Origin of the sequence: Enterobacter sp. BRE11, assembly GCF_031844285.1 — a bacterium.
Lineage (GTDB): Bacteria > Pseudomonadota > Gammaproteobacteria > Enterobacterales > Enterobacteriaceae > Pantoea.
The window spans coordinates 145,164-160,497 of sequence record NZ_JAUZUX010000009.1 but is presented as its reverse complement, the minus strand read 5'-3'; the positions used below and the strand labels follow the sequence as shown (position 1 = coordinate 160,497).

The 15,334-nt window shown below is 57.0% G+C and carries 9 protein-coding genes and 1 pseudogene; all 10 read right to left on the bottom strand.

Annotated elements, in window-relative coordinates:
* Positions 1 to 21: 21 nt before the first annotated feature.
* Positions 22 to 1,415, bottom strand: a pseudogene (locus Q9R34_RS11490) (glycoside hydrolase family 1 protein).
* 12 nt (positions 1,416 to 1,427) lie between these two features.
* Positions 1,428 to 3,287: a PTS beta-glucoside transporter subunit IIABC gene (gene bglF, locus Q9R34_RS11485; protein ID WP_485893784.1), complete on the bottom strand. Its 1,860-nt coding sequence runs from the start codon at positions 3,285 to 3,287 to the stop codon at positions 1,428 to 1,430.
* Positions 3,288 to 3,425: 138 nt separating this feature from the next.
* Positions 3,426 to 4,259: a transcriptional antiterminator BglG gene (bglG, locus tag Q9R34_RS11480; protein WP_485893882.1), complete on the bottom strand. Its 834-nt coding sequence runs from the start codon at positions 4,257 to 4,259 to the stop codon at positions 3,426 to 3,428.
* 164 nt (positions 4,260 to 4,423) lie between these two features.
* On the bottom strand, positions 4,424 to 5,758 hold the full coding sequence (locus Q9R34_RS11475; RefSeq protein WP_485893782.1) for a carbohydrate porin: 1,335 nt from the start codon (positions 5,756 to 5,758) through the stop codon (positions 4,424 to 4,426).
* A 537-nt stretch (positions 5,759 to 6,295) separates the two neighbouring features.
* Positions 6,296 to 7,048, bottom strand: a complete 753-nt coding sequence (locus Q9R34_RS11470; RefSeq protein WP_434123732.1) for a YoaK family protein — start codon at positions 7,046 to 7,048, stop codon at positions 6,296 to 6,298.
* A gap of 218 nt (positions 7,049 to 7,266) precedes the next feature.
* Positions 7,267 to 7,947, bottom strand: a complete 681-nt coding sequence (narI, locus tag Q9R34_RS11465) for a respiratory nitrate reductase subunit gamma (RefSeq protein ID WP_485893880.1) — start codon at positions 7,945 to 7,947, stop codon at positions 7,267 to 7,269.
* Complete coding sequence (gene narJ / locus Q9R34_RS11460) at positions 7,944 to 8,633, bottom strand: nitrate reductase molybdenum cofactor assembly chaperone (RefSeq protein WP_485893779.1); 690 nt, start codon at positions 8,631 to 8,633, stop codon at positions 7,944 to 7,946. Before narJ ends, narI begins: the two co-directional genes overlap by 4 nt.
* Positions 8,633 to 10,168, bottom strand: coding sequence for a nitrate reductase subunit beta (gene narH / locus Q9R34_RS11455; protein WP_485893777.1), 1,536 nt, complete (start codon positions 10,166 to 10,168; stop codon positions 8,633 to 8,635). The genes narJ and narH overlap by 1 nt, the downstream gene beginning before the upstream one ends.
* Positions 10,165 to 13,899: a nitrate reductase subunit alpha gene (locus Q9R34_RS11450; protein WP_485893775.1), complete on the bottom strand. Its 3,735-nt coding sequence runs from the start codon at positions 13,897 to 13,899 to the stop codon at positions 10,165 to 10,167. The genes narH and Q9R34_RS11450 overlap by 4 nt, the downstream gene beginning before the upstream one ends.
* A 38-nt stretch (positions 13,900 to 13,937) precedes the next feature.
* Positions 13,938 to 15,311, bottom strand: coding sequence for a NarK family nitrate/nitrite MFS transporter (locus Q9R34_RS11445; RefSeq protein ID WP_485893773.1), 1,374 nt, complete (start codon positions 15,309 to 15,311; stop codon positions 13,938 to 13,940).
* Positions 15,312 to 15,334 lie beyond the last annotated feature (23 nt).

The window sequence follows — 15,334 nt, the reverse complement described above, 5'->3', positions numbered from 1 at the left end:
GGCTTTTTTATTGGGAAGAAATTACTCTTTCAGTGATGCGCCGTGGGTGGCGATCACCTCTTTATACCAGTTAAAACTTTTCTTGCGGCTGCGCGCCAGCGTGCCCATTCCGCTGTCATCACGGTCAACATAGATAAAACCGTAGCGTTTGGAAACTCAGCTTTTGATGCGCTGACCAGATCGATAGGTCCCCAGCTGGTATAGCCCATAACCTCAACGCCGTCTTCAATCGCTTCCCGCACCTGCACCAGGTGGTCGTTCAGGTAGCAGATACGATAATCATCCTTCACTACGCCATTGGCATCGGGGGTGTCCTTCGCGCCAAGTCCGTTTTCCACAATAAACAGCGGCTTTTGATAGCGATCCCACAATACATTCAGCAGCGTACGCAGGCCAAGAGGATCAATCTGCCAGCCCCACTCTGAGCTGGCAAGATGCGGGTTGGGCACCATGTTCAGCACATTTCCACGCTTCTGCTGATGCAACGCTTTATCCGCGGTCACGCAGCCCGTCATGTAGTAGCTAAAGGAGATAAAATCGACGGTTGTTTTCAGCGCCTCGTCGTCAGCGTCAGTGAACTGAAGCTGAATGCCGTTATCGCGGAAAAAGCGCAGCATATAGCCGGGGTAGGCTCCCCGGCACTGTACGTCGCCGAAGAATTGCCAGCTCCGGTTTTCCTGCATCGCTTCAAATACGTCTTCCGGCTTGCAGGTCAGGGGATACATCAGCCCCCCGAGCAGCATGTTGCCGATTCTGGCGTCCGGAATAATTTCGTGGCAGGCCCTCACCACACGAGCACTGGCAACCAGCTGATGATGAATAGCCTGATAAATCTCACTTCTGCTGCTGCCCGCCGGTAAACCGACGCCGGTCAGCGGTGCATGCAAGGACATGTTGATTTCGTTAAAGGTCAGCCATAGCTTGACCTTGTTTTGATAGCGTGTGAACAGCGTACGGGCATAGCGTTCAAAGAAGTCAATGGTTTGACGATTACCCCAGCCACCATAGCGTTTTACCAGCTCCCACGGCATTTCATAGTGGGACAAGGTGACCATTGGCGTAATGCCACAAGCGGCCAGTTCGTCAAGTAAACGGTCGTAATAGGCCAGACCCGCTTCGTTTGGCTGCTGCTCGTCCCCGTTGGGAAAAATACGCGTCCAGGCCAGGGAGATGCGCAGGCAGCTAAAGCCCATTTCAGCAAAAAGGCTGATGTCTTCCGGATAACGGTGATAAAAATCGATGGCAACATCCTTAATGGTGCTGTCACCCGCCACGCGCTCCACTACGGGACCAAAGATACCCTGTGGCTGGACGTCTGACGTGGATAAGCCTTTACCCTCTTCCATGTAAGCGCCTTCTACCTGATTTGCGGCTAGCGCGCCGCCCCATAAAAAATTCTTTGGAAACGTCTTCATGAGGTTCTCCTGTTATTGATGACGTAGGCTGAGTAACGGTGCGCCGATGTCAACGGAGGTGCCCGCCACGGTCGCCACGTCACTGTACTGGTCGCTGTTGCTGATGATGATGGGTGTTGTCAGGTCGTATCCGGCATCAATAATGGCCTGGCGATCAAACTCCAGCAGAAGGTCACCCGGCTGCACCTTGTCGCCCACCTTCACGCAGGCGGTGAAAAACCGGCCGTCGAGCTTCACCGTGTCGATTCCGACATGGATCAAGATTTCAATACCGCTATGACTGAGCAGGCCGATGGCGTGTTTGGTCTGGAAGAGAGAGGCCACTTCACCTGCAAACGGGGACACTACTCTATTAACGGAGGGAATAATCGCGACGCCTTTGCCTAAAAGCCCGCTGGCAAAGGCGGTATCGGGCACGCGATGAAGCGCCACAACAGCGCCCGACATCGGAGAGAGCACATCATTTTCACCGGCAGCTTTTGGCACCGCCGTCTTCTGTGCTGCCTGAGCCGACATCCCCGCCATCAGCGTCAGGCCACAGCTCAGCACCAGCGCGACCAGAGTGCCGATAATGCCGCCCCAGAGCGTAGCATCCACACCGTGCGGTGGAATTTCCTGGGCAATGGTAAAGATATTGGCGAAGCCGAAGGAATAAGCGCGGGTATCGCTAAAGCCGACAATCGCCCCGCCGATAGCGCCTGCGACACAGCCCCAAAAAAACGGACGACGCAGCGGGAGGTTAACAGCGTAGACCGCAGGCTCAGTAATACCGAAAACCCCTGACGCGACGGACGAACCTGCCAGCATCTTGAGCCGTGCATCGCGAGTACGCAGAAAAACCCCTAGCGCCGCACCGACCTGGCCGAACACGGCAGGCAGCAGCATCGGCAGCATGGAGTCATTACCGAGCACCGCCAGGTTGTTGATCATCAGCGGCACCAGTCCCCAATGCAGGCCGAAGATCACGCACACCTGCCACAGCGCGCCTAATGCCGCCCCTGCCAGCCACGGCGCCAGTGTGAAAATCCACTGATAGCCATGCGCAAGCGTTTGACTTAGCAAGGTCGCCAGCGGCCCGATCGCCAGGAAGGTTAGCGGTACGGTGACGCCTAAGCAGATCAGCGGGGCGAAGAAGTTTTTCATTGATGGCGGCAGCAGCGCCGTACTCTTTTTTTCCAGCCAGCAGCTCACCCAGGCCGCAAGGATGACTGGGATCACTGACGAACTGTAATTGAACCAGGTGATTGGGACACTGAGAAACGTATCTGCCAGCGCCCCTGTCTGCTGGCTGGCATTGAACGCATCAATCATCATCGGATGGGTAAGCGCCCCACCGATTACCATGGTGATAAAGGGATTGCCGCCAAATTTCATTCCGGCGGTGTAGCCCAGTACCAGCGGAAAGAAGAAGAACAGCGCATCACTTGCGGCGAACCAAATTTTATAGGTGCCGCTGTCCGTGGTCAGCCAGCCGCAGACGACCGCCAGCGCCAGCAGTCCTTTCAGGATGCCGGAGGCCGCCAGCACGCCGAGAAATGGCGTAAAAATGCCGGAGACGAGGTCAATCAGTCGGCCCAGAATGTTGCTCTTTTCCCCCTTATCCTCCTGCGTGCGCGCATCATCCGTCAGCCCTGCTGCAAGACGTACCGCCTGCCAGACGTCGTGAACCTGATTGCCAATGACCACCTGAAACCGGCCGCCGCTTTCGACCACCATGATGACGTCCCTGTTTTTCTTCAGTCCTTCCGCATCTGCTTTCTGGCTATCTTTGAGTTTGAAGCGAAGCCGGGTAGCGCAGTGTACAAGACTGAGGATGTTCTCTTTTCCACCAACGCGATCGAGAATATCCTTCGCTAAAGCCTGGTATTCCATCTCAATATCCTTATGTACGATGCCCTCGGGCAGCAGATTACTTGCTTATGAAAATAAAAAAACCCGAGCGCATCCTTCTTGCGAAGGCCGCGCTCAGGTTTTGCCTGCGTTGTGCAGTAACAATCCGGTTGTTGAGGTTTAATGCCCCTCTTTTCTCACCCGCTCAATATGAATCGCGAGGAACATAATTTCTTCGGTGGTCAGTTCACGCTGATAGCTTTTATGCAGGTGCTGCGCAATTTTATCGGCGCATTGCCAGGCTTTCGGGTAGTTATCTTTTATAGCCGTTTGCAGCGAGACATCGTCATCTTCCACCACGGTGCGGGTTAATATGCGCTGTGCAAAAAACTTCAGGTGGATCACAAAACGCTGATAGCTTAGCGCCTCTTCGTCATATTCGAGTCGCAGCTGGTATTTCACCAACTGAAGGAGTTCCTGCATGATGCGGCTCACCTGCATCACTTCAGGCATTTCACTGTTCAGCTGTGCGGTCACCAGGTGCAGTGCGATAAACCCGGCCTCATCTTCCGCCAGCTCGACATTCAGCCGCCTGGCAATGATGGCCCGCGCCTCCTGCCCCAGCGCGAACTCTCTGGGATAGAGTCGCTTGATATCCCAAAGCAGGACATTATTGATTGCCAACCCTTTATGCTGCCGTTCGATAGCAAAGTAGCAGTGGTCCGTGAGGGTAATATACAAACTCTCCTGCAATTTCCCCAGCCGCTGCGTCGCCAGTTCAATAATGCGGTCACAGGTGGTCATCACCTCCAGCGGAATTTGGCTCAGCAGTTCGCTCAGCCGACGCACCAGTTCATCGCTTTGCAGCGCAAAAACCTTTTCAATCAGCGTGACATCGAGATCTGCACCGACGCGCTTTTGAAAGGCCAGACCTCGACCCATGACGACCTGCTCGCGCCCGCGTTCATCCAGAACGATCACGACATTATTATTAAGAACCTTGGCGATTTTCATGGAAACCTCAGAAACAAAAAAACCTGACTTCCGGCTGATGCCAGAAATCAGGTTTTGCCTGCCTGAGCAGTCACAATCCAGTGGAGGCACTTTATCAGCTGCATTTTCTGCCTCAACGCCCCAGAGATAAAAACGTGAAGTTGATCGGTATTGCCTAAGCAAAATCAAAAAGATATCACGGTTTTTAACTCGGTTACCCAGGCATCCTGCGTTTGTCGTATCCCACTTGGATGATGCCAGTACTGAATGCCCGGCTGGAGTTCCAGCCAGGATACCGGACGGAAGCGGTAGTAAAACTCGCCGTTTAGCGAATGACCTGGCATCAATGCTGCCGACGCGCTGCTCAGCGCGTTAATGTCACGCTGATGGCGTGCATAGTGGCTGCTCATATCAATCCAGGTGAGACCAACGCCCATCCAGTCCGCAGGCCGAGCGTCAAAAAGCCCTCGGTAGCGCAGCGAGGCGGCATACACCTGGTGCATATAGTTGCTTCTCTGATCGGCCAGGCTCATGCTGGCAGACGCGCTTAATCCCCGATTCGCGTCGCCTTTAAGCTGCGTGAGCTGCTGGTTCAGCCCGGCGTACATAAACCCTGTTCGGTGATATTTTTTATAGCCATGCGAATCCGTGGCGCCCGCCCCACCCGATTTACCGCGATAGAGATCGGTTTGCGACGCATTAGTCAACACGACACCGATGTTATAGGCGCCTGGCAGGCCGTTAATGAGCGGACGCGTTTCTATTTCGACCGGCAACAGTATCCCTTTGCTGCCGCTGGTAGACCAGCTCCAGGCATGGCCCTGACTGGAAGCCGCAGGATTCTGCTCCATTACGCCGCCTTTTACGGTGACGCTGGGTGTCACTTTATACGCAAGCGTTGTGCCCCAGGTGTGTACGTTCCAGTTGCTCCAGGTAAGCGAGTTGGCCGACTTCCCGCCACACTGAGAGAGTATCTGGAAATCACAGGGAATAATCTGATCAAAGGTCTGCACCTTATTCATCATCCCGATGCGCCAGGTCAGACGTCGGTCGTCAAAGCTGCGGGAAAAGGTTAGCCAGCCCAGACGCGTGATGGCGTGGCCGCCCCAGCTCTCCTGCGTCAGGTCATTCACGTTAACGCGAGGATCCTGCACGCGTTTAGTGGTGAGGTTGTCATCGTGGTTACGGTTAACAATATTCCCCTCAAGCCGCGCATCCGGTATCCCCGTCCAGCGCTCAAGGTCCTGATTAAAGGTCAGCGCAAACTGATCGATGTAGGCGACATGGGAATTATGGTTATAGCCACCGCCGCCGTTCCAGACTATTTCATTCAGATAGCCAAAGTTAAAAGAAAATCCATTTTTACTCAGCGCTGGACGAATACCGAATATATCGCCGAGAACGGGGGCTGGCGGCGTATCAAAACCTAATACCGTGCTGTTCCACTCCTGAGCGATACTCAATGGGGAAACGAGTAACAACTCAATCGAACACAGTTTATAGCGAGTATTTTTATCCATAATCACACCCTGCAAATCATTATTTATCTCGAAACCGAACGCAGGGGCTTTATCGAAGCCCCTTTTATTATTTAATCTGTTTATTTAACGCCTGTTTCTGCGGCCAGCAGTTTGTTACTGCCCTGAGCGCAAACCCGGTTTTGCCTGTTAAAAAGGCCAGAGCAAAAAAAACCTGAACGCCCTGTACTGGCTGATGCCATAGGGCGTTCAGGTTTTGCCTGTAAACAGTCACAATCCTGACGTGAAAACGGGGAAACCTTAGCATTGTGCTATTGCGATGAAAAGGTGTATTATTTATTTTTTTAAAGATATGTGATTAATTTAACGCTTTTGAATTTTGCATGCGCCTTACTCTTAATATAAATTCGCCTGTCTGGCCTTTAATCTGGTTTTATTGTTCTTCCTGAAATAACCTGGCGATAATTCTTATTTCGGACGAAAAAAAAGCGATAAGCTTTTCCCTTAACGCTCCGGCTATCGGCTAAAGATGCCCAGATTGAGAAAAATTATCGCTCTCATGTCTGCTCTTTTAGATAATCATTTCGCGCTACGCGTGTTGATCAGCAGGGTTCTTTTGACCTTCATTAACGTCAGTATCATTGAAGCCAGCGCCAGCAAAATAAGCACCGCGCTCAGCGCCGCCATGGCGTGAAAACCCGCCAGCCGGAACAGCCAGAGTCCGGCGATGCCGCCGCCAAGAAAAGAGAAAATCGTCGTCAGGTGCGTTTTGAGCTGCTTCTTTTGCGCATGTGCGTTCTTCGACGGATCGCGGCGCAGCATGGCGCTGATGACCGAGGCGAGCGAAATGCCGGCATCGGTCAGCGTGCCGGTAATATGCGTCGCGCGCACGCGTCCGTTAGACAATTGCGTCGAGGTAGAGTTGTGCACGCCCATCAGAAAACCGAGCAGCACCAGCACTTCACGGTTATTGCCGGAGGAGTAGAAAAAGATTTCAAACAGCGAGAGACACAGCAGCGCAATCCCCTCTGCCACCAGCACCTGACAGAAAATGGTACGCAGGTTGTATTTCAGACCGGCGATTACCGCCAGCCGTGCGGTAACCGCGCCCGCCACAAAGGCCAGTAGCAGGCAGCCGAGAAAGGTAAGATCGCGCAGATCGCTGTTATTCACCTCGCTGGAAAGCTGCGAGGTGTTGCCCGACATATGCGAGGGGAAAAAACCAAACGCGCCTAGCGCCATCGCATTCAGCAAACCGGCCGCCGTGGCGAGCCAGACAGCAAGATAGCGGTCTTCGGTGTGGGAACGCTCTCGCTTCATTTTTATTAACATGCACGCTTCACCTTTTATTATTACCTGGCTTAAGCGTAGGGAGAAAGGCGATCCTTGTCACAGCGCCTAATCTAAAAGAGTTAATAAAAATGTTAAGTAAATTAAACAAAGCGGTGTTGATTAAGTTACTGTAAAGACGTGGCGGTGTTACGGAAAAGTCAATCAGCGGCGGGAGCAAAAGTGCGCCAGCCGCAGGCTGGGCTGGCGCAAGGGAAGCATCAGCGACGGGCACGCACGACCTGGTAACGACGGGTAAAATACTCTACCGGCGCGCTCCAGACATGAACCAGACGCGTGAACGGAAACACCAGGAAAATGGTCATGCCGAGGATCAGATGTACGCGGTAAATCCACTCTACCCCATCCAGCCAGTGCGAGGCGTTGCCCTGGAAGGTCACGATCGCCTGTGCCCAGCCAACCAGCTTCATCATGCCCACCCCGTCGAGGTGATGCATAGAGAAGAGAATCGACGACAGGCCCAGGGTGCACTGCACCACCAGTATGCCGAGGATGACGATATCGGCGCGCGTCGAGGTGGCGCGAATGCGCGGGTTCAGCAGGCGACGTTTGAGCAGCAGAAAGCCACCAACCAGCGTCATGATGCCGAACACGCCGCCCGCGCCCATCGCAATTCTCTGCTTGGTGGCGATGGCAAGAAAGGGTTCATACATCCAGTGCGGCGTCAGCAGACCGAACAGATGGCCGAAGAAGATGCCGAGAATGCCGATATGAAATACGTTCGACGCGAAGCGCATGCCTTTTTTGTCCAGCATCTGGCTGGATGAGGCGCGCCAGGTGTACTGGCCATAGTCGTAACGCAGCCAGCTCCCTATCAGGAACACGGTGCCGCACAGGTAGGGATAGATATCAAAGAACAACACGTTTAAATAGTGCATCAGGCTGTTCCTCCAGCAGAGAGATCGAGATAGTGTGGCGCGGTGTCATGGTAAAAGCGCCGCTGATGTTGCTGTTGCGCCGAGCTGTCGCAGGCGCTGTCGTCGATAAACTTCACCTGCTCCTCCTCCCAGACCGCATCCATGGCGGCCGGGGTGTCGTCGCGCGCCTCGCTGGCGACCTGCGCCGCCACGCTTTCGCTGCTCAGCGAACTGTTCGCGACCTTGAGCAGCGTATCGAACAGGGCGCTGAAGTCGCTGTCGCGCTCTTTCAGACGGCCGCCAATCAGAGCCAGAATGGGCGCCACATCCAGCAGGCCCTGCTGCGCCTCCGCTTCCGGCTGCATGCTGAGATATTCCAGATAGAGCGGCAGATAGTCCGGCAGCTCGCGGCAGTTCAGCTCCAGTCCGGCACGCTCATACTGCGCCATCAGATCGACCATCGCCTGACCACGATCGCGCGACTCCGCGTGCACATGCTCAAACAGCAGCAGCGACGTGGCGCGGCCGCGTTCGAACAGCGCGCACCATTCCGCCTGCATATCGAGCGGCGGCGTGCTGAAGTAGCGGTCGATAAAAGGCAGCAGCGCGGGGTGCTGCGCGCTGACTCGCGCGCGCAGCTCCTCCCGCTCCTCCCAGAGCGTCTCGTCGGGATACTCCAGCAGCAGGGCAACCACTTTAATCAGCGCCATTATTCGCCTCCCGCGTTGTCGCCGATATTGATCGCGTCGATACGGCGGCTGTTGAACAGGTTGAATTTGGTGTCGCTACCGTGGCAGCCGTCGCCAAAGGTAAAGCCGCAGCCGTTGCGTTCCGGGAAGGCCTCGCGCGCCAGCTCGCGATGGCTGCTCGGTATCACAAAGCGGTCTTCGTAGTTGGCGATCGCCAGATAGCGATACATCTCTTCGACCTGCGCTTCGCTCAGGCCCACCTCGTCGATGGCGCGGGTATCGGTGACGCCGTCCACGTTCTGCGCGCGTTTGTAGTGGCGCATCGCCATCATGCGCTTCAGCGCACGCAGCACCGGCGCGGTGTCGCCAGCCGTCAGCAGGTTGGCAAGATACTGCACCGGAATACGCAGGCTCTCCACGTCCGGCAACACGCTGCTCTGCGACACCAGCCCGCCCGCGTCGACCACTGACTGGATCGGCGACAGCGGCGGCACATACCAGACCATCGGCAGCGTACGGTATTCCGGGTGCAGCGGCAGCGCCAGCTTCCAGTCCATCGCCAGCTTCCACACCGGCGACGCCTGCGCGGCGTCGATAACGCTTTGTGGAATGCCCTGCTCCAGCGCCTCAGCGATCACCTGCGGATCGTAAGGATCGAGGAAAACGTCGCACTGGCGCTGATAGAGATCGGTTTCATGCTCGGTGCTGGCCGCTTCGGCAATTTTATCGGCGTCATAGAGCAGCACGCCGAGGTAGCGAATGCGGCCAACGCAGGTTTCCGAACAGACGGTCGGCATGCCTGACTCGATGCGCGGATAGCAAAAGATGCACTTCTCCGACTTGCCGCTTTTCCAGTTGAAGTAGATCTTTTTGTACGGGCAGCCGCTGACGCACAGGCGCCAGCCGCGGCATTTGTCCTGATCGATCAGGACGATACCGTCCTCTTCGCGCTTATAGATGGCGCCGCTCGGACAGGTGGCCGCGCAGGCGGGATTGAGGCAGTGCTCGCACAGGCGCGGCAGATACATCATGAAGGTGTTTTCGAACTGGCCGTACATCTCCTTCTGCATCGCGTCGAAATTTTTATCCGCCGAACGCTTGCTGAACTCGCCGCCGAGGATCTCTTCCCAGTTTGGGCCACCGTGGATTTTGTCCATGCGCTGGCCACTGATCAGCGAGCGCGGGCGCGCCGTCGGCTGGCTTTTACCCGCTTTCGCGGTGTGCAGATGCTGATAATCGAAGGTGAAAGGCTCGTAGTAATCGTCGATGCCCGGCACCACCGGGTTGGCGAAGATTTTCATCAGCACTGAGGAGCGGCTGCCGAGGCGCGGCTCCAGCCGTCCTTTGATGTTGCGGATCCAGCCGCCGCGCCATTTTTCCTGATCTTCCCAGGCGTGCGGATAGCCGACGCCCGGCTTGCTTTCTACGTTATTGAACCAGGCATACTCCATCCCTTCACGGCTGGTCCAGACGTTTTTACAGGTGACGGAACAGGTATGACAGCCGATGCACTTATCGAGATTCAACACCATGCCGACCTGAGAGCGGATTTTCATTTTGTCGCCTCCTGTACCTGATCGCGGCCTTCGTCATCCAGCCAGTTCACCTTGTTCATCTTGCGTACCATGATAAATTCGTCGCGGTTAGAGCCGACCGTGCCGTAATAGTTAAAGCCGTAAGCCAGCTGGGCGTAGCCGCCGATCATATGGGTTGGTTTCGGGCAGGTACGCGTGACCGAGTTATGGATGCCGCCGCGCTGGCCGGTTATCTCTGAACCCGGAATATTCATCAGGCGCTCCTGCGCGTGATACATCATGGTCATGCCCGCCGGAACGCGCTGGCTGACCACCGCACGGGCCGTCAGCGTACCGTTGGCGTTAAAGACCTCGATCCAGTCGTTATCCTCGATGCCCAGCTCTTTAGCGTCGATTTCACTCATCCAGACAATCGGCCCGCCGCGCGACAGGGTCAGCATCAGCAGGTTTTCGCTGTAGGTGGAGTGAATACCCCATTTCTGGTGCGGCGTCAGGAAGTTGAGCGCTTTCTCCGGGAAACCGTTAGAGGGAATATGCTCCAGATGCTGCACGCTGCGCGTATCGACCGGCGGACGGTAGGCGCAGAAGGCTTCGCCGAAAGCGCGCATCCACGGATGATCCTGATAGAGCTGCTGGCGGCCGGAGAGCGTGCGCCACGGGATAAGCTCATGCACGTTGGTGTAGCCGGCGTTATAGGAGACATGCTCATCTTCCAGGCCTGACCATGTCGGACTGGAGATGATTTTGCGCGGCTGCGCCTGAATATCGCGGAAGCGGATCTTCTCCTCTTCTTTCGGCCGTGCCAGGTGCGTATGGTCGCGGCCGGTGAATTCGCCCAGTGCCTGCCATGCTTTTACGGCCACCTGGCCGTTGGTTTCCGGCGCCAGCGTCAGAATCACTTCGGCGGCGTCGATAGCGCTGTTGATCATCGGCTGACCTTTGGCGACGCCGTCTGCTTTGGTGTAGTTCAGACGGCGCAGCAGCTCGACCTCTTTATCGGTGTTCCAGCTGATGCCTTTACCGCCGTTGCCCAGTTTCTCCAGCAGCGGTCCCACCGAGGTAAAGCGTTCATAGACGGCGGGATAGTCGCGCTGCACGCTGATAATCTGCGGCGCGGTCTGGCCAGGGATGAGATCGCATTCGCCTTTTTTCCAGTCGCGCACCTCCCCTGCCGCCAGTTCGCCGGGCGAGTCGTGCTGCAGCGGCTGCAGCACCACGTCGGTTTCCTCCGCGAGATGGCCGACGCAGAGTGCTGAGAAGGTTTTGGCGATGCCTTTGTAAATTTCCCAGTCGCTTTTCGATTCCCAGGCGGGATCGACCGCGGCGGAAAGCGGATGAATAAACGGATGCATATCCGAGGTATTCATATCGTCTTTCTCATACCAGGTGGCGGTCGGCAGCACGATATCGGAGAAGAGGCAGGTGCTGGACATGCGGAAATCGAGCGTCACCAGCAGGTCGAGCTTGCCTTCCAGCGCTTCGCCGCGCCACTCCAGTTCTTCCGGACGATCTTTTTCATCGCTGATGGGGTCGCCCTGGATGCCGCTCTCTGTGCCGAGCAGATAGCGCAGCATATATTCGTGACCTTTGCCCGACGAACCGAGCAGGTTGGAGCGCCAGATAAACATGTTGCGCGGATGGTTGCCGCCGTTATCGGGATCTTCACACGCCATGCGCAGCTTGCCGGACTTCAGCGCCTCGACGGTCCACGCCTGCTCGGACTGACCGGCGCGTTTCGCCTCTTCGGCGATGCGCAGCGGGTTAATGTCGAGCTGCGGCGATGAAGGTAGCCAGCCCATGCGTTCAGCGCGCACGTTGAAATCGATCAGCTGACCGCTGAACTGGCTGGCGTCGGCGAGAGGCGACAGCAGTTCGCTGACCTTCAACTTCTCGAAGCGCCACTGGCTGGCATGGTTATAGAAATAGGAGGTGCTGTTCATCTGGCGCGGCGGACGGTTCCAGTCCAGCGCGAAGGCCAGCGGCGTCCAGCCGGTTTGCGGACGCAGCTTCTCCTGACCGACATAGTGCGCCCAGCCGCCGCCGGTCTGACCGACGCAGCCGCAGAACACCAGCATATTGATCAGCCCACGGTAGTTCATATCCATGTGATACCAGTGGTTCATGCCGGCGCCGACGATAATCATCGAGCGGCCGTGCGTTTTATGCGCCGTTTCGCCGAATTCGCGCGCGATTTTTTCAATCTGGCTGCGCGGCACGCCGCAAATCTGCTCCGCCCAGGCGGGCGAATAGGCACGCACGTCGCTGTAGTCGCGCGCGCAGTTGGCGTCGTCAAGGCCGCGGTCAAGGCCGTAGTGGGCCAGCGTCAAATCATAAACCGAGGCGACCGGCAGCTCGCGGCCGTCGGCCAGCGTCAACATTTTGACCGGCACTTTATGCAGCAGCACCTCCTCCTGCTTCACATGGCGGAAATGCGGGTTTTCAATGCCGCCGAAATAAGGAAAGGCGACATCCATCACCGCATCGCGCCGGTCGAGCAGCGAGAGCGTCAGCTGCGTCGGCGTGCCCGCCGCTTTCGGTTCGAGGTTCCATTTGCCCTTTTCGCCCCAGCGGAAGCCGATGGAACCGTTCGGCGCCACCAGCTCGCCCTCCTGGTTGTAGGCGACGGTTTTCCACTGCGGATTATTCTCTTCGCCCAGGTTGTCGGCCAGATCCGCCGCGCGCAGCTGGCGTCCAGGCACATAGCTACCGTCTTCGCGCGGCTCCAGCAGCACCAGCATCGGCATGTCGGTGTAGTGACGCGCGTAGTTAAGGAAGTAGTCACTGGGGTGCTTCAGGTGGAACTCGTTCAGGATCACGTGGCCCATCGCCATTGCCAGCGCGCTGTCGGTGCCCTGCTTCGGCGCCAGCCACTGGTCGCAGAGCTTGGCCACTTCTGAATAGTCCGGCGTGATCGCCACCGTTTTGGTGCCTTTGTAGCGCACTTCGGTGAAGAAGTGGGCGTCCGGGGTGCGCGTCTGCGGCACGTTGGAGCCCCAGGCGATAATGTAGTTGGCGTTGTACCAGTCGGCGGATTCCGGCACGTCGGTCTGCTCGCCCCAGGTCATCGGCGAGGCGGGCGGCAGGTCACAATACCAGTCATAGAAGCTCAGGCAGGTGCCGCCGATCAGCGACAGATAGCGTGTGCCCGCCGCATAGGAAACCATCGACATCGCCGGGATCGGCGAGAAGCCCGCAATACGGTCGGGGCCGTAGTTTTTGATGGTCCAGATGTTGGCGGCGGCGATCAGCGGGTTCAGCTCTTGCCAGCTGGCGCGGACGAAACCGCCACGGCCGCGCTGCGATTTATAGATCTTGCTCTTTTCGCTATCCGCCATAATGGCGTTCCAGGCGTCGACCGGATCGCTGTGCTGCGCCCGCGCCTCGCGCCACATCTCCAGCAGCACCTTGCGCACCAGCGGATATTTCAGCCGGTTGGCGCTGTAGAGATACCAGGAGTAGCTCGCGCCGCGCGGGCAGCCGCGCGGCTCATGGTTAGGCAGGTCGGGACGCGTGCGCGGATAGTCCGTCTGCTGCGTCTCCCAGGTGACCAGGCCATTTTTAACGTAGATCTTCCAGCTGCAGGAGCCGGTGCAGTTTACGCCGTGGGTGGAACGCACGATTTTGTCATATTGCCAGCGCTGCCGGTAACTCTCTTCCCAGTCGCGGTTGGTGTTATAGACCTGACCGTGCCCCTCTGCGAAGCTGTCGCCTTTCTGTTTGAAATAGTGGAAGCGGTCGAGAAGTTTGCTCATTGCGCATCTCCAGTATGGTTAGTGCTCATATGCTCTGCTTAGTTGTTATTGGTTTTGCGACGGCCATACAGCAGCCAGGTCAACAGCAGACAGACGATGTAAAAGACCAGAAAAACTTTCATGGCGCCGACGGGCGAACCGGTCAGGGTCAACGAGGTACCGAACGCTTTCGGGATAAAGAACCCGCCCACTGCGCCCAGCGCGGAAATAAAGCCCAGCGCGGCGGCGGTGTCGGTGACGGCGGCGTGCTGCGCCTCCTCCTTGCTGTGGCCTTTGGCGGTCATGCGATCCAGCGTGATCTGGCGAAAGATCACCGCGATCATCTGGAAGGTCGAGCCGCTACCGAGGCCAGAGGCCAGGAACAGGCCCATAAAGACGACATAAAAACCCAAAAAGTAGCCGTCAGTGGCGCCCGGCAGCGTGAAGAAGACCAGCGCCGAGAACAGCGTCATCAGGGCAAAGCTCATCACCGTCACGCGCACCCCGCCGAAACGGTCGGAGAGGAAGCCGCCCGCTGAGCGCGCCAGCGCGCCGAGGAAAGGACCGAAGAAAGCGAGATGCACAATGTCAATCTGCGGGAACTGCGTTTTCGCCAGCATGGCGAAGCCCGCTGAGAAGCCGATAAAAGAGCCGAACGTTGCCAGATAGAGCATGCCGAGCGTCCAGAGGTGGCCCTGTTTCAAGACGGGCAGCTGTTCGCGCAGCGAGGCGCGCATGCCAGCGATATCGTTCATGCCGGCCCAGGCAGCGATGGTGGCTATTGCCAGCAGCGGTGCCCAGATCCAGGCGGCGTTGGCCAGCCACATCTGGCTGCCATCTTCCAGCGTCACGCCGCCCACGAAAAACGGCACCGCGATGATTAGCGGCGCGACCAGCTGCATTACGCTGACGCCGAGGTTGCCGAGGCCGCCGTTGATGCCCAGCGCCGAGCCCTGTTTGCTTTTGGGATAGAAGAGGCTGATGTTGCCCATGCTTGAGGCGAAGTTAGCGCCCGCCAGCCCGCAGAAGAGCGAAATGATGATAAATACGCCGTAGGGGGTGGCTGGATTTTGCACCGCAAAGCCGAGCCAGACGCAGGGGATAATCAGCACGGCGGTGCTGATCACCGTCCAGAGACGGCCGCCGACCACCGGCACGACAAACGAATAGGGTACGCGAAACAGCGCGCCGGAGAGAGAAGGTAATGCGGTCAGTAAGAAGAGTTGATCGACGGTGAAGTTAAATCCTACCCGATTCAAATTAACGGCAACGGTGCTAAACAGCATCCAGACGCAGAAGGCGAGCAGCAGCGCGCAGACGGAAATAATGAGATTACGCCGGGCGATCTGTTTGCCGCGGCTTTCCCAAAATTGTTGATTTTCAGGCGCCCAGTTTTCAAGCGCGCCGTGCCCGGAATGAGGTTTTACGCTCACATATCCTCCCGATAAGCAGCAGA

Coding starts and splice junctions, on each gene's coding strand:
- bglF (WP_485893784.1), bottom strand. CDS start 3,287: ATGGAATACCAGGCTTTAGCGAAGGATATTCTCGATCGCGTTGGTGGA.
- bglG (WP_485893882.1), bottom strand. CDS start 4,259: ATGAAAATCGCCAAGGTTCTTAATAATAATGTCGTGATCGTTCTGGAT.
- Q9R34_RS11475 (WP_485893782.1), bottom strand. CDS start 5,758: ATGGATAAAAATACTCGCTATAAACTGTGTTCGATTGAGTTGTTACTC.
- Q9R34_RS11470 (WP_434123732.1), bottom strand. CDS start 7,048: ATGTTAATAAAAATGAAGCGAGAGCGTTCCCACACCGAAGACCGCTAT.
- narJ (WP_485893779.1), bottom strand. CDS start 8,633: ATGGCGCTGATTAAAGTGGTTGCCCTGCTGCTGGAGTATCCCGACGAG.
- narH (WP_485893777.1), bottom strand. CDS start 10,168: ATGAAAATCCGCTCTCAGGTCGGCATGGTGTTGAATCTCGATAAGTGC.
- Q9R34_RS11450 (WP_485893775.1), bottom strand. CDS start 13,899: ATGAGCAAACTTCTCGACCGCTTCCACTATTTCAAACAGAAAGGCGAC.